This is a genomic window from Flavobacterium xizangense (assembly GCF_054075145.1).
Genome location: NZ_JBSIPG010000001.1, coordinates 1,015,708 through 1,039,135, shown reverse-complemented (window position 1 = coordinate 1,039,135; position 23,428 = coordinate 1,015,708). Strand labels below are relative to the sequence as shown.

18 protein-coding genes and 1 tRNA gene are annotated in these 23,428 nt (G+C 33.6%); 5 read left to right on the top strand and 14 right to left on the bottom strand.

Features of this window, described 5'->3' with window-relative positions; all coding sequences use genetic code 11:
• Window positions 1-132: 132 nt before the first annotated feature.
• From ACWA1B_RS04390 to ACWA1B_RS04375, 4 genes are read right to left on the bottom strand one after another with little or no spacing between them, the layout of a single operon-like run.
• Window positions 133-600, bottom strand: a complete 468-nt coding sequence (locus tag ACWA1B_RS04390) for a thioredoxin family protein (protein WP_456904626.1) — start codon at window positions 598-600, stop codon at window positions 133-135.
• A 52-nt stretch (window positions 601-652) separates the two neighbouring features.
• Window positions 653-2,137, bottom strand: coding sequence for a peptide MFS transporter (locus tag ACWA1B_RS04385; RefSeq protein ID WP_456904862.1), 1,485 nt, complete (start codon window positions 2,135-2,137; stop codon window positions 653-655).
• A gap of 1 nt (window position 2,138) precedes the next feature.
• The gene (locus ACWA1B_RS04380; protein WP_456904625.1) at window positions 2,139-3,815 is read right to left on the bottom strand and encodes a peptide MFS transporter; all 1,677 of its coding nucleotides are present in this window, start codon (window positions 3,813-3,815) and stop codon (window positions 2,139-2,141) included.
• A gap of 34 nt (window positions 3,816-3,849) precedes the next feature.
• The gene (locus ACWA1B_RS04375) at window positions 3,850-6,021 is read right to left on the bottom strand and encodes a S9 family peptidase (RefSeq protein WP_456904624.1); all 2,172 of its coding nucleotides are present in this window, start codon (window positions 6,019-6,021) and stop codon (window positions 3,850-3,852) included.
• A 180-nt stretch (window positions 6,022-6,201) separates the two neighbouring features.
• Here ACWA1B_RS04375 and ACWA1B_RS04370 point away from each other — a divergent pair, with 180 nt between their 5' ends.
• A complete protein-coding gene (locus tag ACWA1B_RS04370) occupies window positions 6,202-7,515 on the top strand; it encodes a hydroxymethylglutaryl-CoA reductase, degradative (protein ID WP_456904623.1) in 1,314 nt (437 codons plus the stop codon).
• A gap of 11 nt (window positions 7,516-7,526) precedes the next feature.
• Window positions 7,527-8,435 (top strand): GYDIA family GHMP kinase, encoded by a 909-nt coding sequence (locus ACWA1B_RS04365; protein WP_456904622.1) that lies wholly within the window; start codon window positions 7,527-7,529, stop codon window positions 8,433-8,435.
• 1 nt (window position 8,436) lies between these two features.
• Here ACWA1B_RS04365 and ACWA1B_RS04360 read toward each other — a convergent pair whose 3' ends face one another.
• The 7 genes from ACWA1B_RS04360 to ACWA1B_RS04330 all read right to left on the bottom strand — a co-directional run bounded on the left by ACWA1B_RS04360 (window position 8,437) and on the right by ACWA1B_RS04330 (window position 15,390).
• Window positions 8,437-8,886, bottom strand: coding sequence for a hypothetical protein (locus ACWA1B_RS04360; protein ID WP_142450204.1), 450 nt, complete (start codon window positions 8,884-8,886; stop codon window positions 8,437-8,439).
• Window positions 8,887-9,161: 275 nt separating this feature from the next.
• A complete protein-coding gene (locus tag ACWA1B_RS04355; protein WP_456904621.1) occupies window positions 9,162-11,261 on the bottom strand; it encodes a peptidylprolyl isomerase in 2,100 nt (699 codons plus the stop codon).
• Between the two features lie 108 nt (window positions 11,262-11,369).
• Entirely contained in the window at window positions 11,370-12,629 is a 1,260-nt protein-coding gene (locus ACWA1B_RS04350; protein ID WP_456904620.1) for a hemolysin family protein, read from the bottom strand.
• Between the two features lie 2 nt (window positions 12,630-12,631).
• Complete coding sequence (locus tag ACWA1B_RS04345; protein WP_456904619.1) at window positions 12,632-12,826, bottom strand: hypothetical protein; 195 nt, start codon at window positions 12,824-12,826, stop codon at window positions 12,632-12,634.
• 5 nt (window positions 12,827-12,831) lie between these two features.
• Complete coding sequence (gene lptC, locus ACWA1B_RS04340) at window positions 12,832-13,383, bottom strand: LPS export ABC transporter periplasmic protein LptC (RefSeq protein WP_456904618.1); 552 nt, start codon at window positions 13,381-13,383, stop codon at window positions 12,832-12,834.
• Between the two features lie 50 nt (window positions 13,384-13,433).
• The gene (locus ACWA1B_RS04335) at window positions 13,434-14,663 is read right to left on the bottom strand and encodes a hypothetical protein (protein ID WP_456904617.1); all 1,230 of its coding nucleotides are present in this window, start codon (window positions 14,661-14,663) and stop codon (window positions 13,434-13,436) included.
• Window positions 14,656-15,390 carry a type III pantothenate kinase gene (locus ACWA1B_RS04330; RefSeq protein ID WP_456904616.1) on the bottom strand — a complete coding sequence of 245 codons (735 nt, stop codon included), beginning with the start codon at window positions 15,388-15,390 and terminating at the stop codon, window positions 14,656-14,658. The genes ACWA1B_RS04335 and ACWA1B_RS04330 overlap by 8 nt, the downstream gene beginning before the upstream one ends.
• A 104-nt stretch (window positions 15,391-15,494) precedes the next feature.
• Between ACWA1B_RS04330 and ACWA1B_RS04325 the strand changes: the two genes are divergently transcribed.
• From ACWA1B_RS04325 to ACWA1B_RS04315, 3 genes are all read left to right on the top strand, one after another.
• Window positions 15,495-15,570: transfer RNA gene (locus ACWA1B_RS04325), tRNA-Phe, on the top strand.
• Window positions 15,571-15,880: 310 nt separating this feature from the next.
• Entirely contained in the window at window positions 15,881-17,377 is a 1,497-nt protein-coding gene (locus tag ACWA1B_RS04320) for an MFS transporter (RefSeq protein ID WP_456904615.1), read from the top strand.
• Between the two features lie 14 nt (window positions 17,378-17,391).
• Complete coding sequence (locus tag ACWA1B_RS04315) at window positions 17,392-17,616, top strand: DUF6814 family protein (RefSeq protein ID WP_456904614.1); 225 nt, start codon at window positions 17,392-17,394, stop codon at window positions 17,614-17,616.
• A 143-nt stretch (window positions 17,617-17,759) separates the two neighbouring features.
• Here ACWA1B_RS04315 and ACWA1B_RS04310 read toward each other — a convergent pair whose 3' ends face one another.
• The 3 genes from ACWA1B_RS04310 to ACWA1B_RS04300 are packed head-to-tail and all read right to left on the bottom strand — an operon-like array spanning window position 17,760 to window position 23,426.
• Window positions 17,760-20,633 carry an alpha-amylase family glycosyl hydrolase gene (locus tag ACWA1B_RS04310; RefSeq protein ID WP_456904613.1) on the bottom strand — a complete coding sequence of 958 codons (2,874 nt, stop codon included), beginning with the start codon at window positions 20,631-20,633 and terminating at the stop codon, window positions 17,760-17,762.
• Window positions 20,634-20,693: 60 nt separating this feature from the next.
• Window positions 20,694-21,797, bottom strand: coding sequence for a SusE domain-containing protein (locus tag ACWA1B_RS04305; RefSeq protein WP_456904612.1), 1,104 nt, complete (start codon window positions 21,795-21,797; stop codon window positions 20,694-20,696).
• A 33-nt stretch (window positions 21,798-21,830) separates the two neighbouring features.
• Complete coding sequence (locus ACWA1B_RS04300; RefSeq protein WP_456904611.1) at window positions 21,831-23,426, bottom strand: RagB/SusD family nutrient uptake outer membrane protein; 1,596 nt, start codon at window positions 23,424-23,426, stop codon at window positions 21,831-21,833.
• Window positions 23,427-23,428: the final 2 nt, after the last annotated feature.

Sequence of the window (23,428 nt, the reverse complement as noted above, 5' to 3'; positions counted from 1 at the left end):
TTTTTTTATAACTAAATAAATATCAAATACTCAACATAGTTTAAATTTAAATAAAAACTTTCCTACTAAAGAAAAAAGCTCCTTGTGTAAATTAACACAAGGAGCTCTCCAATTTTATTTATATTTTAAACCTTACGACTTCTTCGGATTAACGATACCATCTGCAACAGTAAGCCAAGCAGTTGGACCACCAGCAACGTAACCAGTTTGACCTAAGCCTTTAAAATTTACTTTTCCGTCTTTTGTTTCAGCACTTGTGAAAAAAATAGTTGGAAATCCCTGAATTCCAAAAGCTTGTTGCAATTCGTTATTCTGATTTTTTATTTCAGGAGTTTGAGGTGTTCTTCTTGGGTAATCCAATTCAACCAAAACCACATTATCAGTAGCCCATTTTTTAAACTCCGGCGTTTTCAAAACTTCATTTTGCAAACGTATGCACCAACCGCACCAATCACTACCTGTGAAAAACATCAGCATTGGTTTATGGACATTATTACTTACTGCAATTGCTTCTCTGACATCAGTGTACCATTTTAGCTCCTGCGCTTGAGACACAAAACCTCCAATTACAAACAATGTAATTATGTATAATTTTTTCATCTTAGTTTTCTTTTGCACAAATTTAAACAAAAAAAGAATCGCTCTATAAGATCTATTTTACTTCTTGCATTAATTTTTTGATCAATGGCATAGCGATTATGAAAACAACACCAGCAACAACTGCATAAATTGCTAATTGATAATAACCATCAGTATACGCAATCAACTTAGACATTAACGTAGTTCCTGTATTTGCATTTGACATTTCAGCTCCTAATTTTCCGGCAGCAAACTGCCCGAATGCACTAGATAAAAACCATAATCCCATCATCATTCCAAATAATCTTTTAGGAGATAACTTGGTAATCACAGACATTCCAATTGGACCAATACACAATTCTCCAAGTGTATATAGAAGATATCCTAAAGCAAAAACATCCAGAGAGCTTAATCCATCTTTATTAACAAAAAATCTTGCAGCATAAAAAATAAAGAATCCCGCCGCCAGTAAAAGGAATGACAAACTAAATTTAATAATCGTATTTGGCTCAATTTTTCGCTTCGCCATATATATCCACAACAAACCGACTAATGGACTGAAAATAATCACATATAATGAATTTATACTATTATTCACCACATTAGGATCAATATTGAAAAACAACAATTTGGTAGATAAATTATCTTTTGCAAACAAAGACAATGAACCTCCTGATTGCTCTGAAATAGCCATGAACATGAAATACGCAAAAATAAAGATAAATGCCGCCAACAGCTTAAGTTGCTGCTTTCCTTCTTTAATCATTATTAATTCATATACAAAATATACTAATGCCAAAATCCCTATCGTATACATAAAATACTCTGTATAATCAGAATTTATAACCATTATGTAAACAAGTGGAATTACCACTATAGAACCAGCATAAACTGCGATTTCGGAAAGATTACGTCTTTTAGGAGTTTGATTTTGTAATGGAGAATTTCCAATTGGAGCAAGATGTTTTTTAGTCAAAAGGAAAGTTATAACACCAATAACCATAACAATTGCCGCAGAAAGAAAGCATAAACTCCAAGAATAGTTTTTTCCTAAATAAATAGGAATCGCACCACCCAACATGCCTCCAATATTAATTCCGGCATAAAACAATCCGTAACCTGCATCACGGCGCCCATCTTCTTCGTGATATAATTCCCCTACCATTGAAGAAACATTCGGTTTAAAAAAACCAGTTCCGATAATAGAAAGTGTTATACCATAATAAAAGAAATCATGCGGATTTGCAGCAATCAGTAAATTACCCAAAATCATAACGATTCCTCCAAAAAGAAGTGACTTTTTAAATCCTAAAATTTTATCAGCAAAAATTCCTCCAATAAATGTAAAAGCATAAACAAAAGCCTGTACAGCACCATATTGAAGATTTGCTTCCCCTTCAACCAAACCTAATTGGTCTACCATGAAAACTGCTAAAACGCCTCTCATTCCGTAGAAACAAAAACGTTCCCACATTTCAACTAAAAACAAGTACCACAATTGCTTTGGATACTTGCCTTTAAAATTTTGAATTTCTTCTAATGTAATTGTATTCTCCATTTTATCTAACACCATGCATCATTTTTTTCAACAATGGAGTCAAAGCGAATAATAAAATTGCTGCAGCGCCAGTAAGTACAACAAATACCATAAAGAATTCATTCAAATTATGAATTTCAAATCCAGCGAAAATAGGGTTTTCAGCACTAATTTGATGTTTATCCAACAATGCTAATTGTTCAGCAGATGGTGTAATCGTTTTGTTTAAAACCGCATGAAGATCAATCCCTAATTCTTTTGCTTTTGCAAACTTGTCTCCAGTTGCTGGCAAAATTGATCCAAGAGTTCCTCCTAATGCATATCCTGAAGCATTAGATAAGAAAAACACGCCGTATAAAAGAGATGCAAAACGTTTTGGAGATAATTTACCTACCAATGACAATCCAATTGGAGATAAACATAATTCGGCACATGTATTTAAGAAGTATAACAAAATCAACCACTTAACTAATAAAAGCCCTGTAGTTCCAATATAAGAAACCTGAGTTGCAATCATGAAGAAACTTATCGAAATAATAACTAATCCTGCTGCTAATTTTACTGGAGAAATTGGTTCTTTATCTCTAGCTCTTAAGAAATCCCAAAGAATACTAAATGGAACTGCCATCACAACAACGAAAAGTCCGTTAAAAATTTGAACCATTGAAGGTGGCATTTCCCATCCAAAAAAGTGACGATCTGTTTGATTATCGGCAATAAAAGTTAATGAAGAACCGGCCTGTTCAAAAGCAGCCCAGAAGAAAATGATAAAAAATGAAACGATATAAATCACGAAGATTCTATCTCTTTCAACTTTTGTCAGCGAAGTATCAGAAATGATTAATCCCGCTAAAGCTAATCCGCTTGAATAAATTAATGTGTAGATTAAATTCTGTCCTACTACATAGTGAAAAAACAACCCTAAAGCTAAGAATGCAATTCCTGCAATAACTAAAGATTTTGTAGAGAAATTTGCTTTTTGAGCTTCACCTTCTTCAAAATCAGCAGCCTCATTTTTAGAAGGCAAACCACCTAATGGTCTTCCTTCTGGAGAAACTACATATTTATTTTTTAAGATATAGAAAAGAACTGTTCCAATAAGCATCGCAGCAGAAGCAGCCATGAATCCCCATCTGAAAGCATGAATATCTCTGATGCCACCTGCATCTTTAACATCTCCTAATAAAGGACAAATAGACTGCCCTAAGAAAGCACCAATGTTAATCCCCATGTAAAAAATAGTGAAAGCAGTATCTAATTTCGTTTTTTCCTGTTTTGGATACAAACTTCCTACCATACTGGAAATATTTGGTTTAAAGAATCCGTTTCCGAAAACAATAACTCCTAATCCACAATACATAATTGTTTTAGCAAGCCCTAAATTAGACTCAAAAACACTTCCGCTGGTAAACAACAACATTTGTCCTGTTGCCATTAATAATCCACCTAACAGAATACAATTTCTGTTTCCTAAAAAACGATCAGCAATAAATCCTCCAAGCATTGGAGTCAAATAACAAAGTCCAAGAAAACCACCATAAATCAATGAAGCTTCTTCTTCCTTCATCAATAATGAGTTCACAAGAAATAAAGTCAATAAAGCTCGCATTCCATAAAAATTGAATCGCTCCCACATCTCCGTTCCAAACAATACCCAAAGTCCTTTTGGATGCGCAGTTTTTACTTTAGTTTCTCCCATATTTTCGTTATTATTTAGGTTAATATTTTTTAGATTATAAATTTTCTTTGATAAAGTTACTCATTTTATTATAAAGCTGAATTCTAGTATTTCCGCCAGAAATTCCATGGTCTTTATCTGGATAAATTTGAGAATCAAATTGTTTGTTTGCCTGAATCAAAGCTTCCATCATTTGCATTGAATTTTGCACGTGAACGTTATCGTCACCTGAACCGTGAATCAATAAAAATTTACCTTTTAATTTTTCAACATGATTTATAGGAGAGTTTTGATCATATCCGTTTGGATTTTCCTGCGGAGTCTGCATATATCTTTCTGTATAAACACTGTCATAAAATCTCCAGTTTGTAACCGGCGCAACCGCAATTGCCATTTTGAAAACGTCATTTCCTTGGAAAATACAGTTCGAAGCCATAAATCCTCCATAGCTCCATCCCCAGATACCAATTCTTGAAGCATCAACATACGGATAAGAACCTATTACTTTTGCCGCATCGATTTGATCTTCAACTTCATATTTACCTAATTGTAATTGCGTTACTTTTTTGAAATCGGCACCTTTGTATCCAGTTCCTCTTCCGTCAACGCAAGCAACGATGTAACCTTGCTGTGTAAGCATCATGAACCAATAATCGTTAGAAGCATTCCACTGATTTGCTACCTGCTGAGACCCTGGACCAGAATACTGATACATAAAAACTGGGTATTTTTTTGAAGCGTCAAAATCCTTTGGCTTCATAATCCACGCATTCAATTCATTGCCTTTGGCTGTTTTTAAAACAAAAAACTCTTTTGAAGGAAGATTGTATGCTTTTACTTTGTCAGCAAGAGCCTGATTGTTTTCTATAACCTGAATTTCTTTTCCAGCTTTAGCGTCATTTAAAGTATAAGTAGTAGGCTGAGAGGCGCTAGAATACGTATTAATAAAGTATTGGAAATTTGGACTGAATGTCGCTTTGTTTGTACCAACTTTATTTGTCAAAGCAACCTTGTTTTTTCCGTCTAATGAAATACGGTAAACTGCTCTGTTTATAGAACCATTTTCTGTAGACTGATAGAAAATAGTTTTTGTTTTTTCGTCGAAACCGTAGTATGAAGTAACTTCCCAGTTTCCTTTTGTAACCTGATTTTTAAGCTTTCCTGTTTTATCATAAACATAAATATGATTAAAACCGTCTTTTTCGCTTGTCCAGATAAAACTATTATCTTTTAAGAAAGTCAAATTATCTGTAACATCAACATAAGCTTTGTCTTTTTCGTTTAAAACTACTTTTGCTGCAGCTGTAGTTCCGTCGATAAATAGTAAATCCAAATTATCCTGATGACGGTTTAAAACCTGAGCCGATAATACGTTATTATCATTTGTCCATTGCATTCTCGCGATGTAGAAATCATTGTAATTTCCTAAATCAACTTTTTTCGAAGCATTACCTGTAGCATCATATATATGTAGTGAAACTACTGAATTTTTTTCTCCTGCTTTAGGATATTTAAATGTTTCAATTGTTGGATATAAATCTTTGTGGAAGATTGACATTGAAAACTCTGGAACCTGGCTTTCATCAAAACGAATATAAGCTAATTTTTTACTGTCTTTACTCCAGTCAAATGCCCGCACGAATGCAAATTCTTCTTCATAAACCCAGTCCGTAATACCGTTTATAACAGCATTTTTCTTTCCGTCTGTTGTAACGGCAGTTGCTTTTTTTGAAGCTACATCGTAGATATAAAGGTTATTTTGTTTTGCATAAGCGATTTTTGTTCCGTCAGGTGAAAAAGTAGGCTCCTGAATTTGAGAATCAACCAATTTTGTCAAAGTCTTTCCTGCGATATCATAAATGAAATAATCAGCAGTGAAAGAGTGACGGAAAATCTTGTTTGAATTACAAGCAATCAAAATCTTCTTTTCAGAAGCATCAAAAGTGTAAGCATCAATTCCGTCTGCAAGTTCTTTGAAGTTTTTTGTGTCAATTAAATTAGAGACTTTTTTTAGAGTTGCAAAATCGTACAAATCAACTTGCATACTTCTGCTTGCCTGATCGACATTTAAAACAGTATATTGATTGGTATTTTTTAAGGATTGCATCTGGTCCATTCCTTTAGCGCGAAATGTACCTCCAAAAATGTTTTCGACAGTTATTTTCTGCTGTCCAAAAACAACCGCAGTTAAAAATAAAAGTACTGCAGTAAATTTACTTGTATTCATTATAATTATTTTAAATATAAAAAGAGCCCAATTTTAGTAAAAAAAATAAACATAATACACATTTTAAGTGTTAAATGTTAAAAAAAATAACGATTGCGCACTTTCATGTCTGAAATAGATTGCAATAAAAACTCTTAAAATAGTATCTTTGTACCCACAATATTATTTAATACATTGAGAATGAACAACGCTGTTGCCGGATTTTCTAAATTATCCAAAAAAGAAAAAATAAACTGGATTGCCAACGAATATTTTTCTACACCTGAAGAAGCTCTAAATATTATAAGAAATTACTGGAATTCAGACGAAAAGCTTCAGCAACTTCATGACGAATTTATTGAAAACACAATCACCAATTTATATATCCCACTTGGAGTTGCCCCTAATTTTTTAATTAATGGAAACTACAAAACCATTCCAATGGCAATTGAAGAAAGCTCTGTTGTTGCAGCTGCATCAAAAGCAGCAAAATTCTGGTCAACACGAGGTGGGTTCAAAACAACCATAATCAATACCGAAAAAATTGGTCAGGTTCATTTTACCTTTAATGGAAATGCCGAAAAACTTCAATCTTTTTTCACAGCAATAAAACCAAAATTTTTCTCTGAAACGCAAAGCATTACTAAAAATATGCAGCAACGCGGTGGCGGAATTTTGGACATTCAATTAAAAGACAAAAGAAATTTACTTGAGAATTATTTTCAGCTTCATGCAACTTTTGAAACAAAAGACAGCATGGGAGCCAATTTCATCAATTCATGCCTGGAACAATTTGCTTCGACTCTAAAAGAAGAATTTCAAAATTCTGATTTGTTTTCTGAAGAAGATTCGCTTCAGGTAATCATGAGTATTTTATCGAATTATGTTCCGCATTGCCTTGTAAGAGCTGAAGTTTCTTGTCCAATTGAAGATTTAGCAGAAAAGCACATTACAAATCCGCAGGAATTTGCAGAACGTTTTGTTCAAGCTGTTCAAATTGCCGAAGTTGAGCCTTTTAGAGCCGTAACGCATAACAAAGGAATTATGAATGGTATTGATGCCGTAGTTTTAGCAACTGGAAATGACTTTAGAGCAATCGAAGCTGGAGTTCACGCATATGCATCTAGAAACGGACAATATTCAAGTTTGTCGCACGCAAAAATCGAAAACGGAATTTTTACTTTTTGGATGGAAATTCCTTTGGCTTTAGGAACAGTTGGCGGTTTGACTTCATTGCATCCATTAGTAAAATTGTGTTTAGAAATTCTTCAAAAGCCTTCAGCAACAGAATTAATGGAAATTACAGCTGTTGCAGGTCTTGCGCAAAATTTTGCTGCATTACGTTCTTTAACCACAACTGGAATTCAGGAAGGGCACATGAAAATGCACCTTAATAATATCATTAATCAGTTTGAAGCAACTCATGAAGAGCGTCAATTAATTAAAGCGCATTTCAAGAAAACAGCAGTTTCACACAGTGCTGTCGTTGAGTTCATCGAAAATTTAAGAAAATAATTAGGAGCTTCATGCCAACAACATTTTACAGTAACGGAAAATTATTCATCTCTGGAGAATATCTCGTTTTAGACGGTGCAGATGCTTTTGCATTGCCAACTAAATTTGGACAGAATTTAATTGTTGAAAATACCAAAGACAAAATCATTGATTGGAAAAGCTATGATTACGATAATACACTTTGGTTTGAAAATACCATTTCTTTTGAAGAGGTTATCAATAATGTTGAATCAGAAATTGAAACTGTAAAAACAACTCTTATAAATATTCTTCATGAAGCTTATTTATTAAATCCCGATTTTATAAATCAATCTGAAGGATACAAAATTACAACAAACCTAACTTTTCCGAGAAACTGGGGATTGGGCACTTCTTCGACTTTGATCAATAATATCGCGCAATGGACAAAGATCAATGCTTTTACGTTGTTGCGAAACAGCTTTGGCGGAAGCGGCTACGATATTGCGTGCGCTCAAAACGACACACCTATTCTTTATAAAATAGAAAATAATAGTGTTGAACCGGTAGTTTTCAATCCTGATTTTACAAAAAATATTTTCTTTGTTTATCTAAACAAAAAACAAAATAGCAAAGCTGCGATTCATGCTTACAACAAACACAAGGACCAAAATCTAGCCAAAAGTGTTGCCGAAAACAACAAAATTACTAATGCAATCCTACACTCTAAAACATTAAAGGAATTTACCCGCGCAATTGAAAGACATGAAAATCATTTAAGCGATATTCTTGAAACCCAAACCATAAAAGAAAAAGCTTTTCCTGATTTCAATGGTGCAATTAAAAGTCTTGGAGCTTGGGGTGGCGATTTTGTAATGGTTGTTGCAGAGGAAAACCCGACAGCCTATTTTCATAAAAAAGGATACGAAACCATTCTCTCTTACGAAGAAATGATTTTATAATTTAAGTATTGGCTTTTTTATCTTCAGCAAATTCTGGTTCCGACTGCAAATGGCGAACTTTTTGATTTTCTAGTTCATTAGATTCTATAAGTGTATTATGAAGTCGTTCTGCCATTTTTTCAATACTATTATTGATTGAATCATAGACAAGCTCCATTCTTCGATGTTTTTCTTCTTTTACAGCTTTTAAAACATCCTCAACAAATCCTTTGTCGTATTTTTCAGCAACAGAATCACGTGTATTCGTTAATCGAATCACATAATCATTACTCAAGATGGTAACTTTAAAGTGCTGCTCCTCATTACTCAAGTAATATTTACCCCCTAATTCATCAACATTGATATCAGTACTGCTGACTTTTAAAAGCTCAATAATGATTCCGTAAATATGATTCTCAATTTTGGAATATATTCTCGGTTTTCTCCTAAAAAGTTTAAACGCAAAAAACATTAACGATCTGATTATTAAAGTACTTATTCATTTTTCTCTCACTATTTTTAAATATCGTACGGATAAAATTTATTCTGTTTAAATAAAAATTTTAACAAATTAAATGCAATAATTCTAATAACCCAAATTTTTTAAATTATATTTCTATTATTCCTATATAACTTACAAAAAAATAGCCTTTATGGACTACAAAATATGAATTTCCGTCATTTTTTTTCAATAAAAAACCCGAAACATTGCTGTTTCGGGTTTGCTATTTTTGGCTTTAACTTTAATTAGTAGTTAAACTGTAATCTATTGTCTTCAATTTTAGCATTGTTTTTCAAAGCTGGTAAAACTCTGCTTGAATCAGATGCACCTTGAGATTTTAATTTTGCAACATACTCTGCATGGTTCGCGATTGCAGGGGCTTTTACTGTACTGATATTTTTTACTACATAAACTCCAGTATTCCCTTCAATTGGAGCAGAAATTTTATTTGCTGCTAAAGCAAATGCATTTCCAACAACTTTAGGCTCTTGTCCAACTCCTCCTGGTAAAACAGGATTATCCATAGTAACATTAGTTGCTTGCTGAACTGCAACACCAGCACTTTTAGCGATAGCCTCGATTGTCGAACCAGTCAATTTAGCTTTCAAGATCTCCGCTTTTTTCTTATTTTTCAAGATAGTCTCCACATAAGGTCTAGCTAAAGCTACAGATACTAAACCTGATTTGTTTTCGCTTTTGTATTGTGCAATTACGTGACCAATATTAGCTAATTCAAAACGTTTTACATCACCAATGCTAGTTTCTTTATCAAATGCCCATCTGATGATGCTTCTTTGGTTTCCTAATGGTCCAAATTGCTCATCCATAGCTTTTGCAGTTACCGGAGCAGCAACTTTTAATCCTAATTCTTTTGCTGTTGCAGCAAAATCTTTATCAGCAGCATCCATTTCGAACTTAGTTGCCAATGTAAATACTTTATCAGAAGTAGCTTCAGAAGGCTCAATTTTTTGAGCAATTGTAGCTAAACGAATTCCGTCTTGTTTGTCAGTAATTTTGATAATATGAAAACCGAATGGAGTTTCAACCAATCCAACTTTACCAATTCCGTTATTGAATACAAAATCATTGAATGGTTTTACCATTTGGCCTTGACCAAAATATCCTAAATCACCACCTTGTTGTGCAGATGAATCATCAGAGCTTGTAAAAGCAAGCATCATGAAACTATCTGGATTTGCCTGAACTTGAGCTAAAATCTCTTCAGCTTTAGCTTTAGCTTCTTCTTTAGTTCTTTTTTCTTTTGCGTTTGGTGTTTGTGATCCGTCGTAAGCAATTAAAATATGACTTGCTTTTGCGTTAACACCTGCTTTGAATCCTAAAGATTTAGAAATAGCATAGTATTTTCCGTAAACATATGGTCCGTAGATTGCTCCAGCAGGCAAGCTGAATAATTTATCAGCATCAACAGCTGGCAAAGCATTTTTTGGAACATAAGTAGAATCGTAAGGAACATCAGAATTTGAGTTTACAAATTCAGCAATGTTTTTAGCATTTTTAAAACCAGCTAAAGTATCGTTTTTACCAGTTTTTGCATTATAAACAACACTTCCGTTTAACAATCCTGTAATTTTAGCTTTAATTTCAGCCTCGTCTTCTTTTGAAGCTTTATCTTCAACTAAAACATATTGAATTTCACGAGTTTCATCCGCTTTGAATTTTTTCTCGTTTTTCTTCATATAATCTACGATTTCATCATCAGAGATTTTTACTTCACTATCTTTGATAGAAGAATATAAAGCAGCAGCATAACTAAAGTTCACTTTATTAGCTTCCATTTCATATTTCAACTTTCCTTCACTAGCAGTTGTGTAAAGTCCAGATTTGATTAATGTATTGTAGATTTGGAATTTTGCATTTAATTCAGCATCTTTTTCTTTTTGAGAAATATATTGCGCTGCTTCAGGATTGGTTTTGAAGTAATCTTTGAATTTTACTACATCAAACATTCCTGCTGCATTTAAAAACATTGGATTTTTACCAATATTTGGATCTGCTTTTAAAACTTCAATTAAATGTTTTTCACCTACTCTCAAGCCTAATTTATCAAATTGAGCAGATAATAACGCGATTGAAACCTCTTGATCCCAAACTCTGTTTGCAGCTTCAGTGGAAGTAATACCTTGACCACTTTTTTCAACATTACTAACTTTAACTCTAAAGTCTTCAAATGAAATATCTTTTCCGTCGATGCTTCCCACATCTTTTGAACTTTGACTAAGTGTTCCTTTATTAAATAGATCTTGTATTATAAATGCAAATAATGCAAGTGCAATAACTCCTATCAATAACGCGGAACGTTGTCTAATTTTTGCTAAAACTGCCATTTTTATTATCGTTAATTTTATATTCAGTTTGCGAAAATACAATTATCTAGTTAATAACAATACAACTAGCGTTTTATTTTCAACAATTTTTTTAATTATTAAAAAAAATCAGTCTTTTATGGACATTTTTACTAATTCAATTTTCTTATTTGTTGCCTCTTCTATCACAAAATGATAGTTATCGATTACAATTTCGTCTCCTTTTTGTGGAATTTTCTTAGTAGAATTGACTATAAAACCGCCTAAGGTTCCGTATGAGTCTTCTTCTGGAATTTCTAATTTATAGGTTTCGTTTAAATATTCAACATCTAATCGGGCCGAAAACAAATATTTACCTTCCTCTAATTCCTCTTCCACAAGTTCTTCATCAAGATCATGTTCATCTTCAATTTCACCAAAAAGCTCTTCGACAATATCTTCAATTGTAATGATTCCAGAAGTACCTCCGTATTCATCGAGAACAACCGCAACATTTTTTCTTTTTTTAATGAGCAGATTCAATGCATCCTTGATCAAAATTGTTTCTGGAACAAATTCGACCGTCATTAAAACAGATTTGATCGTCTTGGGTTTTTTAAACAAATCAAAAGAATGGACATAGCCTACAATATCATCAAGCGAATTTTGGCTTACAACTATTTTAGAATAACCGGTTTCAATAAAAAGCGCTTTTAAGTCTGAAACACTTTCAAATAAGTCGATATCCACAATTTCTGTGCGAGGCGTCATAATATCACGCGCTTTTACTCCTGAAAATTCCAATGCATTCTGAAAAATCTGAATTTCTGAATCAACTTCTTCATCATCTTCTACAGCGTTCATCTGTTCGGTAATATAGTTTCCTAATTCAACTTTACTAAAATACAACTGTACCTGATCGCCTTCTGTTTTAAAAAATTTCCTTAAAACAAAATCTGAAATCCAAATAAAAAATGTTGAAATATAATAGAATAGCTTATAAAAAAGATAAGCTGGAACAGCAAAAACCTTAATTAATGAATTTGCATAAATTTGAAAAAACACTTTCGGAAGAAATTCGGCTGTTATTAAAACAATAAAAGTCGAAAGCGTAGTTTGAACAAGCAAACTTGTCAAAGCAGAAAATTGAAATCCTAATCCAACAAAACATTGAAGAATTAAATCTCCCATGTAAAAACCATAAACAACCAATGCTACATTATTGCCAATAAGCATTGCGGCAATAAATTTTGAAGGATTCTGAGTTAGTCTGGTTAAGATTCTTGATAAAAAGTTATCTTGTTTTTTTTCGATTTCAAGATAAATTTTATTAGAGGAAATAAAAGCTATTTCCATTCCCGAAAAAAAAGCTGATAGTATTAAACACAATATTATAATACTAATTTCCATTTTTACTGTTTTTTGTTTCGGTCGTCAAATTTTTTGACAAATCTTCTCCTAAAGAAAAACATAAATATTGCCATTCCTGCAATCACAAAACTCAACGGATAAGATTCGACACCTTCATTCATTTTTGTAATTGCATCATAAATAAAGTAAACTGCAAATGCAATATATACGTATTGTGTGTATTTTAAGTAACCCATAATTTCTATTCGTTTGATTCAATTTCACCACTTATACGCTGTGAATTAATCATTTTAAAATCTTTACTAAAATCTATCCCCTGTCCGGTTGAAACTCCTTTAGCATCTGTAAGCTTAAATTTTCTTTCGGTGTAAAACCATTCATTTTTCTGATCGAAATAAAGTTGTTCGGTTTCTAAAACCTGGCCAGCTTCTGAAGTGATTTTTACATTTCCCTGCAAATCAATTATTCCGGTATCTTTATATGAAACTGCGTAATTTGATCTAATAAAAGTACGCTTTTGCTTTTTATCGTACAAAGTAACATCTATTCCTTTTGGAAAATCTGTAAACGGAAATTCAAGATTAGAATAATCCAGCATTTTAGGACTTATCAAAACACCTGTTATACGGCCTGAATCAGTATATTTAATATTTACAGTATCAACATCACTTCCCGGAACAAATTCTGCGAAATTGCTTCTTTGCACTTCCTTAAAATTACTTTCGCACCCAAAAAACAGTGTCACAGCAAGAACTGTGACAACGGTTATAATATATCTTTTTGGTAAATTCATTCGCCAAAAGTAGTAAATTGTAATGAGCTTATAAAAATATAACTGAGGTATTACTCGATTTTACGCTGTTTAAACCATCTGTCATTGAAAGAGAAACTTGCGCTGAAGTTCAAATAATTTTCCTGAATCAAACCTGCAGAAGTAGTACCTCTTTTACCAAATTCGATTCCGATGTTTACATTTGAAAAAGACCCCGTGATTGGGAAACCAGCACCTATAGTCATTCCAACATCATTAATAGATTGATTATTGATAACCAAACCAGTTTTTTCATATTTCAAACCAGCTCTATAGGTAACCCTGCTGAAATAACTTGTAAACGATGTGTAGTTAGGGATATAATATCCTCCAAAAGCATATTTTGAATATTTCTCATAGCGAACGTCATCGCTTGTATTGTAATAATTATCAAACTGACCCGCTCCCTGAAAAGCAAGTGTTGTTCCAACAAGCCATTTTCTTGGCGAACCAACTCCGGCTCCTAATGTCACTTTATTCCCCACTTTTAATTTTGCATCAAATGGATCAGCTGTTATTGGGTCAGGATCGCCATCTACCGCAATAGTTCTTGCATTGTGCGCATTTAATGTGCTTGCAAATGTGTAGTTCAAACTCGTGAACAACGTCATTTTTTTATCAATTTTTGTCTGATACATTGTTCCGATGTTAAAATTAACACCCGACAATTCCGATTTGTTTGTCTCTTTTGTTGAATTTTGAACTCCGGTAATTGCTTCAATACTTGTTGTAGTAATTGAACCAAAGTTGTATTGAACATCAGCACCAATATTCCAGTTTGGTTTGATTTTATAACCTAAACCAAAATATACTTTATTAACCCCTCCTTTTCCTTCAAACTGATTGTTTGTAGCTCCGGGAGTATCTGTATTATCATTTAAGATTTTGTATCCAACAGAAGTTAAAGGAACCAAACCAAAAGACGCTCCCCATTTCCCCATAGGAATTCCTACAGCTAAGTAATCGAAAGTCGCTCTCTGCGCTTTTTCAGATTGTGTATCATTTTTTAAATTAGAAGTACCAAAACTTCCTCCAACTGTAAACGTAGTCTGTCTTAAACTCGCATAACTTGAAGGATTATCAACATTCAAGTGAATACTATCCTGTTCTATTGAAACACCAGCCATAGATCTGTTTTCCAGAGTACCTTTGAATCTTGCATCTCCAATTCCGTAGAAAGAATATGGTGAAGCTGTACCTTGCTGAGCAAATGAAACGAACGAGATAAGTAAACAAGCACCTATTATAATTTTTTTAATCATTGTCGATTTTATATTGAAATGTTTGGTTCAAACTTTCTAGTAGGAAATTTGAATTGGCAAATATGGTATTTTTTAATCGTTTAGCCAAAAATTCTGCATCACCTCCCGTTAAAATTATTATAAAATTTGAAAATTCTGCTCGATATTCATCGATAAAACCGTCAATCTCATAGACGAAGCCATTGACAACTCCTGAATGAATGGCTTCTTTAGTCGAGTTTCCTACATAATTTTCGGGCTCTTCAAAAGTCAACAAAGGTAGTTTGGCCGTGAATTGATGTAGAGATTCATATCGCAATCTAAGCCCTGGCGAGATTGCACCGCCCAAATAATTGTCGTTTTCGTCGATAAAATCGTAGGTAATGCAAGTTCCCGCATCAATTACTAATCTATTTTTTTTAGGAAATTGCAGCGTTGCACCCGCAGCCAAAATCATTCTGTCAATTCCCAAAGTTTTTGGGGTCGCATATTGATTATGGAATGGAAAAACATCTTCGTGGGTAAAAAAATGTACATTCAATCGATTTTCGAAAGTCAAAAAAAATTCTTTTTCAATATTTCCGACTGAAGCCACAACTAAATCAGAGCAATTTTGAAATTTTTCTAATATTTTTTCAATTTTTTTTTCGAGCTCATTTTTCTCAAAAACAAAATTCTCCAATACATTATTCTCCTCAAAGACAGCTGCTTTAATTCGTGTATTACCAACATCAACAGTTAAAATCATATCTATTTTTTTACCATTGCGAAGATACGAATTGATTTTTTTAAAAAAATGTTTTGGATAAACGAAAAATGATTCTATCTTTGCACCCGCATTGAGCACAAGACGGTACCTTAGCTCAGATGGTAGAGCAATGGACTGAAAATCCATGTGTCCCTGGTTCGATCCCTGGAGGTACCACCAAAACCCGAATAGCAATATTCGGGTTTTTTGTTTTAACTTTCCTAATATTTTTTAAGCGCTAAGATTTAATGCAAAGCTTCGCAAAGTTTTATTTTTAAGCTTTGCGAACTTTGCGTTTTTTTCTTAGTATATCTTACGATTAATTTTACTTTTTCAGATACTTTATAAAGCATATACTACTAAAAAAACAAAAGTCAATAAATAGTTTGTTTTTGTTAAAAAAGTATTAACTAAATAACAAAATATCTTATATATTCGTAAAACTATAATTTTATTATTTAATTATTACTTAAATACACAAAACAGTTTTATGAGCAAAACTTCTACTAAAGGTATTTGGAAAGTTATTTCGGCATCCTCGATGGGAACAATGATTGAATGGTACGATTTTTATATTTTTGGAAGTTTAGCTGTTGTTATTTCGACAAAATTTTTTCCTAGTGATAATCCAACCGCAGCATTTTTATCGACTTTGGCTACGTTTGCTGCCGGATTTGTTGTAAGACCTTTTGGTGCTTTATTTTTTGGAAGACTCGGTGATATTATTGGTCGAAAATATACGTTCATGGCTACTTTATTATTAATGGGTGGCTCTACTTTTTTAATAGGCTGTATTCCTAGTTATGAAACTATTGGTTTCTTTGCACCTTTATTAGTCCTGATACTTCGCTTACTACAAGGATTGGCACTAGGTGGAGAATATGGTGGCGCTGCTACTTATGTAGCCGAGCATTCGCCAGCGGGACAAAAAGGATATTGGACATCCTGGATTCAAACTACAGCGACTGTTGGTTTGTTTATATCGTTAATGGTCATTTTGGCTACCAAAAATATTCTTTCTGCTGAAGATTTTGATACTTGGGGATGGCGTGTTCCATTTTGGGTTTCTATTGTAATGGTTGGCGTTTCGTATTTAATCCGAAAAAATATGGATGAGTCTCCTGTTTTTGCAAAAGCCAAAAAAGAAGGAACAACAAGTACGAATCCATTAAAGGAAAGTTTTGGAAACAGATACAATTTGAAATTTGTTTTACTGGCGCTTTTTGGTGCTACAATGGGACAAGGTGTAGTCTGGTATACTGGACAATTCTACGCTATGAGTTTCATGAAAACGGTCATGAATATCGATTCTTCTCAAGTTGATGAACTTTTAGGAATTGCTTTACTACTAGGAACTCCCTTTTTTATTGTTTTTGGATGGCTTAGCGATAAAGTTGGCAGAAAATATATTATGATGTCAGGAATGCTTTTGGCAATTTTGTTTTACAGGCCAATCTATAAAATGATGTACAATACAACTGATGTCGCTTATAAGACAGAAATTACTGAGAAAACAATTCAAAATACTGAAATAAAGAAAAATAAAGACCTTGTAACTACAATTTCTAAAACCTATTCCGACGGTACTTCGTATATGGAAAAGAAAACTGTTTTTGCAGATAAAAAAGAATCTCAAAGCAGCGTTACAGTCAAAATAAATTCTGAAGATGAATGGACATTAATTTTCCTCGTTTTCATTCAGGTTCTATTTGTCACAATGGTTTACGGACCAATTGCAGCCTTTTTAGTTGAGATGTTTCCAACTAAAATCAGGTATACTTCAATGTCACTTCCTTATCACGTTGGGAATGGGATTTTTGGAGGTCTTTTGCCTGCAGTTTCAACGTATTTTGTAACACATGCAAAATCTAATGGAAAACCCGAATTTTATCTTGAAGGTCTTTGGTATCCTATTATAATTGCTTCAATCTGCTTTATAATTGGAATGGTTTACATTGACAATAAAAACAAAACGAATCACCTTTAATACCTACATATAATATGAATACAGTTAAGAAAATTTTAGGTGTTTTGTGGATTATACTTTCCATTGCTGCCGCTTATTTCTGCGTGTTTGAATTTGGCTTGCCTAAATTCTTATCAGACCAGCGGGATGATACGGTATTTGGAATTATAACCCTATTCATTCTAACCCCGTTAATCGTTTTAGGCCTAGGGACTTTTGGCTATTTTTCTTTGATTGGAGAATACAACGAGAAAAAATAACCAAAACAAACTTAAACAAGAAAAGGGCTGTCTAAAAATAGACAGCCCTTTTAACTACTAAAAAACCAAAATTTAAATACCTATTAAAATTTTAAACTCAAAAGCAAACATTTACTTTTCATTTAAATTTTAAAATGACGTATTTATTTCTTTATAAATTTCATGACCTGAATTTTATCGTTCTCATCATGTGCTTTTACTACATATAATCCTGTTTTCAAATCGCTTACGTTATATTGAAAATCTACATTTCCATTTGAAATAAAACTTTTTACCAATTGTCCTGAGATTGAATACACCTGAACTTTAGATACCGCTACATTTAAGGTGAAATAATTTGAAACTGGATTTGGATATAAATTTACAGCACTTGTTTTTCCGAAATCTGGAATGGCTAAATTGGCTGTTTTATTTCCATAAATTCTATATTCTCCTGGAGCTAAATTTACTGTTGCATTAACATCGGTTACATTTATTGAAGAATTATCCATCAAATTATACCAAGTTCCAGTATATTGAAAACCAGTAGCAACATTTTGCGCAGACACATCAAAATTGGCTAAAATCAAAACATCTTTTAATTGTGTTGCAGCCAAATTGCTGTTTGTAATTTTAATATTTACTGTCAGCGTATTTGCATTTGCCATTGTTGCTGTTCCTAAAAATACGGGCTCGGTCACTTTCATGTTGATCATTTTTGCCCAATCGTAGTAAATTTTATTACGATTTGTATCGCCTAACCAGTTTTCTGCCCATTGAGGCTGTGGTTTAGTATCTAATTTACAATCTCCGGAAATCGTAGCCGAATTATCATTTACAGTTCCGTCATTACAAGTATAAATTGAATCATCCCATCCAAGTTCTCCAAAATGCCAAATCATTTTTGGACCAGGAATCAAAAGCGAAACCGCTCCAATTGCGGACATTCTAGATAAAGCTGTATTCAAAGATTTTACATTATAAGTTCCAGATGTATTTCCGTACTGTACATTTTTATACATCAAGCGTTCTTCATCGTGACTTTCAGCATAACCCATTAAACGATTTGCAGTAAAACCGCGGCTAGAACTCATCATTCTGGAAATATTGCTGCTTGACGAATATCCCATTGACAATTGATTGTATTGATCTGTCATTTTTCCCCACATCATAACTCCTTTGCTAGGTGTTTCAGCAACGCGATAATTTGCCCATTGTTGTTCTTCAGAATCAGACCCTAAATGTTCAAAAATCGTGTAATGTGTTGAATCAAGGCTCCATGAATAATCAGCATATTTTTTCAAAACATCCACTCTGTCCTGCTGATAAGCATTTGTACAAGATTCGTCTGACGCCGTACAAGCCTGTGTAAATCCTTTTGTTAAATCCCAACGGAAACCATCAATTTTATATTCTTGAATCCATTGTTTCACTACTCGTTCGACATAATACTGTGTTTTTAGAGATTGATGATTGAAGTCTTCACCTACACTATAGGTATGTTTTGCAACGGTATTAAAATATGGATTCTCAGAAGTTGGTGATCCAAAACCATCTCCATCAGGATCGTTCATCCACATTCTTACCATTGGATTTCTTCCAAAAGCGTGATTTAAAGCCACATCCAAAATCACTGCGATTCCGTTTTGATGACACAAATCAATAAACTCCTTTAATTTATCTGATGTACCATAAAATTTATCTAAAGCCATATGAAATGAAGTATTATAACCCCAGCTTTCATTACCTTCAAACTCCATTACCGGCATTAATTCGATAGCATTTATTTTAAGCGTTTTAAAATAATCGATTCTATCAATTAAGGTTTGATAATTTTTTTTAGCATCGAAATCTCTAACCAAAACCTCGTAAACAACTAACTTATCTTTTTCAGGTTTTGTAAAGTTTGTCACTTGCCAATTGTATGGCGTTTGTCCTGTTTTTAAAACTGTAACTTCAAAATTTTGTCCAGCAGGATAAGCTGGCAAATTTGGATAAGAAGCTGCAGGAATTCCGCTATCATCATAAGGAGATAAAACCAAAGTTGAATAAGGATCAGCTGTTTTTACTAATGCCGGAGAATTTGCCAAAGGCGTACTCTCTCCCACCCAATATTGATACGTATTATTTGCTCCCGAAACCAATCCAGTTAATTCCAGCCAAAATTTCCCTGAAGTAGGATCTTTTTTCATGGCATAAGCCGTTGTAGGCTGCCAATTATTAAAACTTCCGGCAACGTAAACAAAATCTTTTAAAGGTGCATCTAAAACTAAAGTTGCTTTTGTTGCATCTGCACTATTATAATTTATTCCGTCAACCAAACCTGCAGGCATTGCTTCTGAAACTGTATTTGGATTTACAACAACCGAAAACTTTTTTGAGATTGTAACAGTTCCCTGAACGACTACTAACTCATAACTTTGATTGCTTGTAAGATTATTTGCTGTGTAAGAATAACTTGCTGTACTTGCATTTGTATCAATTGTAGTTCCGTTTGCTTTTAAAGTATAGCTTGCTACTCCATTTGTATTTGTAGCTGCAATATTAAAATTAGAACCTGACGCTAATATTGTAGTGCTGTTTTCTGCTGGAGAAGTCAAGGTTACCTGAAAAGAACCAACTTCAACTAAAATGTCTTGCGATTTTTTGTCACCAGTTCCGTTTTTGGCTTTGATTAAAAAACCAATTTTTCCTATTCCTGTTGTATTGTAATAAATAGTTGGCGTTATTGTTTTAGTATAAGTATCTGTCCCTGCATTGTAAGTAAATTTACTTTCCTCGCTTGAAGATTCCCAAGTACCGTTGTTTGGTGTTCCTTTTTGAGTTGTGTCATTCGTATCAAATGCCCAAGCCCACATATATAAAGCATTTCCAGTAACACCCCATGTACTCTCGTTAATACTACTTCCGTTTATTGTAATTGTGATAGAAGTAGTTTCCTCAAAAGTAGATGGACTTACCGAATAAGTTGCTGTTTGCTGTTGTCCAAATGAAATTGCCGACAACAAAAAGAAAAATAATAGTAAAGTTTTTTTCATAATTAATATGGTTATTAAAAAAGGCTATCCGTAGATAGCCTTTTTTTAGGTTTCAACTTATTATTGTTTTACAATAGTATAAGTGTAATTTCTTGGATTACTTAAGTCTAAAGTAATTAAGAATTTTCCAGCAGTAGTACCAATATTTGTTCCTCCTTCTTCCAGAGTACCATTAGCTCCTGTATCTCCAAAGTTAAGATCCCAGTTTCCATTTGCTCTAAATTTCAAACCATTATCTGGAGCCGACTGAGCAGTTAAAGTTACAGTAACTGTCCATTTTTTAGTAGCAGGATCATACGTCATAGGAGTATCAGTATCCCATCCTCCTGGAGTTGCATTACCAATGATTCCCCAAGTCGTTTTTAAAGTAGCGATTGTTAATTTCGCTGGATCAGTATCAGCTTTAATTCTGTAGTAACCTGGTGTAAGGATTGAAAGATTTTTAGCATCTCCTGCTCCACTCAAAGTACCAGCTGCAGTACCAGTTCCGTAGTTTGTACCACTCCAGTCAGATTTAGTAGACAATTTGTATCCTTTTCCATCTACTGTAGCATCTTGTGCAGTTGCAAAGTATACGTAACCTTCAAAAGCAGTTTTTCCATAACCTTCAGCTAATAATGTTGGAGCACTTGCTTGAGTCCAATCAGCTGCACCGTAACCACTTGCCACTTGATATCCTCCAGGAACATATAATTTTGGAGTTTCAGTAGTGTAAGGAGTTATAACAATTCCAGTAACGTTTGAATATTGAGTTTCAGTACCTACAGTAGATTTAACTCTAACTTCAAAATCGCCAGGAGCAAATGGAGTTGCGCCTAAAGACAATACAGCAGTATTCATTTTTTCTACAGAAACTGATACTTGATTTTGAGATTTAACCGTACCTAATTCTTTAGGCGTTTTAAATGTATTTCCTTTTTTATCAATTTCTACTACGTAACTTACTTCAACACTTCCTCCAAAATCTGCAGAAGTCCAAGTAAAACGTTCTGCTTGATTTGCAGCTGCATCTGGAGTTAAAACATATGCAGTTCCGCTTTGAGGAGCAGTTAATACAGGGGCAGTAACCGCCTCGATTACAGGTCTATCTTGAACATCTTCAACGCTGCATGATACTGCAACTAATGCTAATAAAGCAATTAATGATTTCGTTATATTTTTCATTTGTGGTATTTTTTAATTTCGTTATTCAGTTAGTTAGTATCCAGGATTTTGTTTTAAATTTTGATTTGCTCCTAAAGATCCAGCTGGAATTGGGAATAAATCTCTGTAAGTTTGTGTAGAAGTACCTCCAGCCACATTTCCTTTCCATGGCCATAAATATGAACCTCCCGTGAATTTTCCGAAACGGATCAAATCTGTTCTTCTGTGTCCTTCCCAGTGAAGCTCTCTCGCTCTTTCATCTAAAATAAAATTCAAATTAAGATCACTTTGAGAAATGGTGTTAGCTTTTGCTCTTGTTCTTAAAGCATTTACATAAGTAGTTGCAGTAGCCAAACTTCCTCCAGCACCTCTGACAACACACTCAGCATACATTAAGTAAGCATCTGCAAGTCTGAAAATTGGAAAATCAGTATCTGCAAAGTTTCCTGCTTTATCTGATCCCTGAACACCATTTACGTCAACATTTTTGAATTTCTTGATAGCATAACCATCTGTAAAATTTCCAATGTTAGCAATTTCTTTTGTCTGTCCATTAGTATAAAACTGTGCACGAGTATCTGTTGTAACAGCATCAAATTTATTTACGAAAGCCGATGTTGTTCTAATACCTCCCCAACCTCCGTTGATACCAAATTCAGATGCCACCATACTACCTCCTACTGGAGCATGAACTAAGAATGTTGTACCACCGTAAGTTTGAGTATGAATACCGTCAAAAGCAATTGTGAAGATAAATTCTTTCTGTGCTCCATTTTTATCATTATCCGCTAAGAATAACTGATTGTAGTTATTATGAAGTGTATAACCTGAATTGATTACTTTGTCAATTAAAGGCAACGCTTCAGCATAATGATCTGTACCAATATAAACTTTAGCGTTCATGTACAATTTAGCATGCAACATCCAAGCAGCAGCCTGATCAATACGATAAGCTTCATTCGTTTTAGGTGTTTTCAACAATGGCTCGATAGCAGTAAGTTCTTCGTCGATAAATTTATATATATCAGCTCTTGAAGAATATTCTGGATAATAGAATGTTGTTGGAGAATCCTCTGTTACGATTGATCCAGCTCCAAATGTATCTACTAAATGCCAGTACGTCATCGCTCTTAAAAAACGAGCTTCTGCACGATATGCTTTAACATCAGCTAAAACAGTTGCATCTGTTACACCTCTTCCTGCTAATTTTGCATCTGTAGTTTGTCTTAAAAACTCATTACAGTTCACAATTTGAAAAGAAAAACGTGCAAATGTTGCTGCAAGAAAAGTATCTGCTGATGACCAAGTTTGTGAGTGGAAATCTTTAATTGTTCCATCATTCCATGCAATTACTGCTTCATCAGTTGTTAATTCCTGCATCATCCAAAATCCTCTGATGTATTGACTTGTTCCCTCATCAATTCCAGAAATATCAGGACTTCCTGCAGGTCCTTGTTGACCCGTTGTAGCAAAACCTGCGTATAATTTTGCTAAATTTTGTTTGTAAGCAGCCGGATCTTTAAAAAGCTCGTCACTACTTACAGAATCACCATTATCTGGTGATTGGTTTAGATCATCTGTACATGATGAAAACAACATCGTCATCATAAACAAAGAAATACCTAATAATTTTATTTGTATCTTTTTCATTT

Bases quoted from the DNA above. Each gene is read 5' to 3' on its own strand.
- ACWA1B_RS04390 (WP_456904626.1), bottom strand. From the start codon at position 600: ATGAAAAAATTATACATAATTACATTGTTTGTAATTGGAGGTTTTGTG.
- ACWA1B_RS04385 (WP_456904862.1), bottom strand. From the start codon at position 2,137: ATGGAGAATACAATTACATTAGAAGAAATTCAAAATTTTAAAGGCAAG.
- ACWA1B_RS04380 (WP_456904625.1), bottom strand. From the start codon at position 3,815: ATGGGAGAAACTAAAGTAAAAACTGCGCATCCAAAAGGACTTTGGGTA.
- ACWA1B_RS04375 (WP_456904624.1), bottom strand. From the start codon at position 6,021: ATGAATACAAGTAAATTTACTGCAGTACTTTTATTTTTAACTGCGGTT.
- ACWA1B_RS04370 (WP_456904623.1), top strand. From the start codon at position 6,202: ATGAACAACGCTGTTGCCGGATTTTCTAAATTATCCAAAAAAGAAAAA.
- ACWA1B_RS04365 (WP_456904622.1), top strand. From the start codon at position 7,527: ATGCCAACAACATTTTACAGTAACGGAAAATTATTCATCTCTGGAGAA.
- ACWA1B_RS04360 (WP_142450204.1), bottom strand. From the start codon at position 8,886: ATGTTTTTTGCGTTTAAACTTTTTAGGAGAAAACCGAGAATATATTCC.
- ACWA1B_RS04355 (WP_456904621.1), bottom strand. From the start codon at position 11,261: ATGGCAGTTTTAGCAAAAATTAGACAACGTTCCGCGTTATTGATAGGA.
- ACWA1B_RS04350 (WP_456904620.1), bottom strand. From the start codon at position 12,629: ATGGAAATTAGTATTATAATATTGTGTTTAATACTATCAGCTTTTTTT.
- ACWA1B_RS04345 (WP_456904619.1), bottom strand. From the start codon at position 12,826: ATGGGTTACTTAAAATACACACAATACGTATATATTGCATTTGCAGTT.
- lptC (WP_456904618.1), bottom strand. From the start codon at position 13,383: ATGAATTTACCAAAAAGATATATTATAACCGTTGTCACAGTTCTTGCT.
- ACWA1B_RS04335 (WP_456904617.1), bottom strand. From the start codon at position 14,663: ATGATTAAAAAAATTATAATAGGTGCTTGTTTACTTATCTCGTTCGTT.
- ACWA1B_RS04330 (WP_456904616.1), bottom strand. From the start codon at position 15,390: ATGATTTTAACTGTTGATGTTGGTAATACACGAATTAAAGCAGCTGTC.
- ACWA1B_RS04320 (WP_456904615.1), top strand. From the start codon at position 15,881: ATGAGCAAAACTTCTACTAAAGGTATTTGGAAAGTTATTTCGGCATCC.
- ACWA1B_RS04315 (WP_456904614.1), top strand. From the start codon at position 17,392: ATGAATACAGTTAAGAAAATTTTAGGTGTTTTGTGGATTATACTTTCC.
- ACWA1B_RS04310 (WP_456904613.1), bottom strand. From the start codon at position 20,633: ATGAAAAAAACTTTACTATTATTTTTCTTTTTGTTGTCGGCAATTTCA.
- ACWA1B_RS04305 (WP_456904612.1), bottom strand. From the start codon at position 21,797: ATGAAAAATATAACGAAATCATTAATTGCTTTATTAGCATTAGTTGCA.
- ACWA1B_RS04300 (WP_456904611.1), bottom strand. From the start codon at position 23,426: ATGAAAAAGATACAAATAAAATTATTAGGTATTTCTTTGTTTATGATG.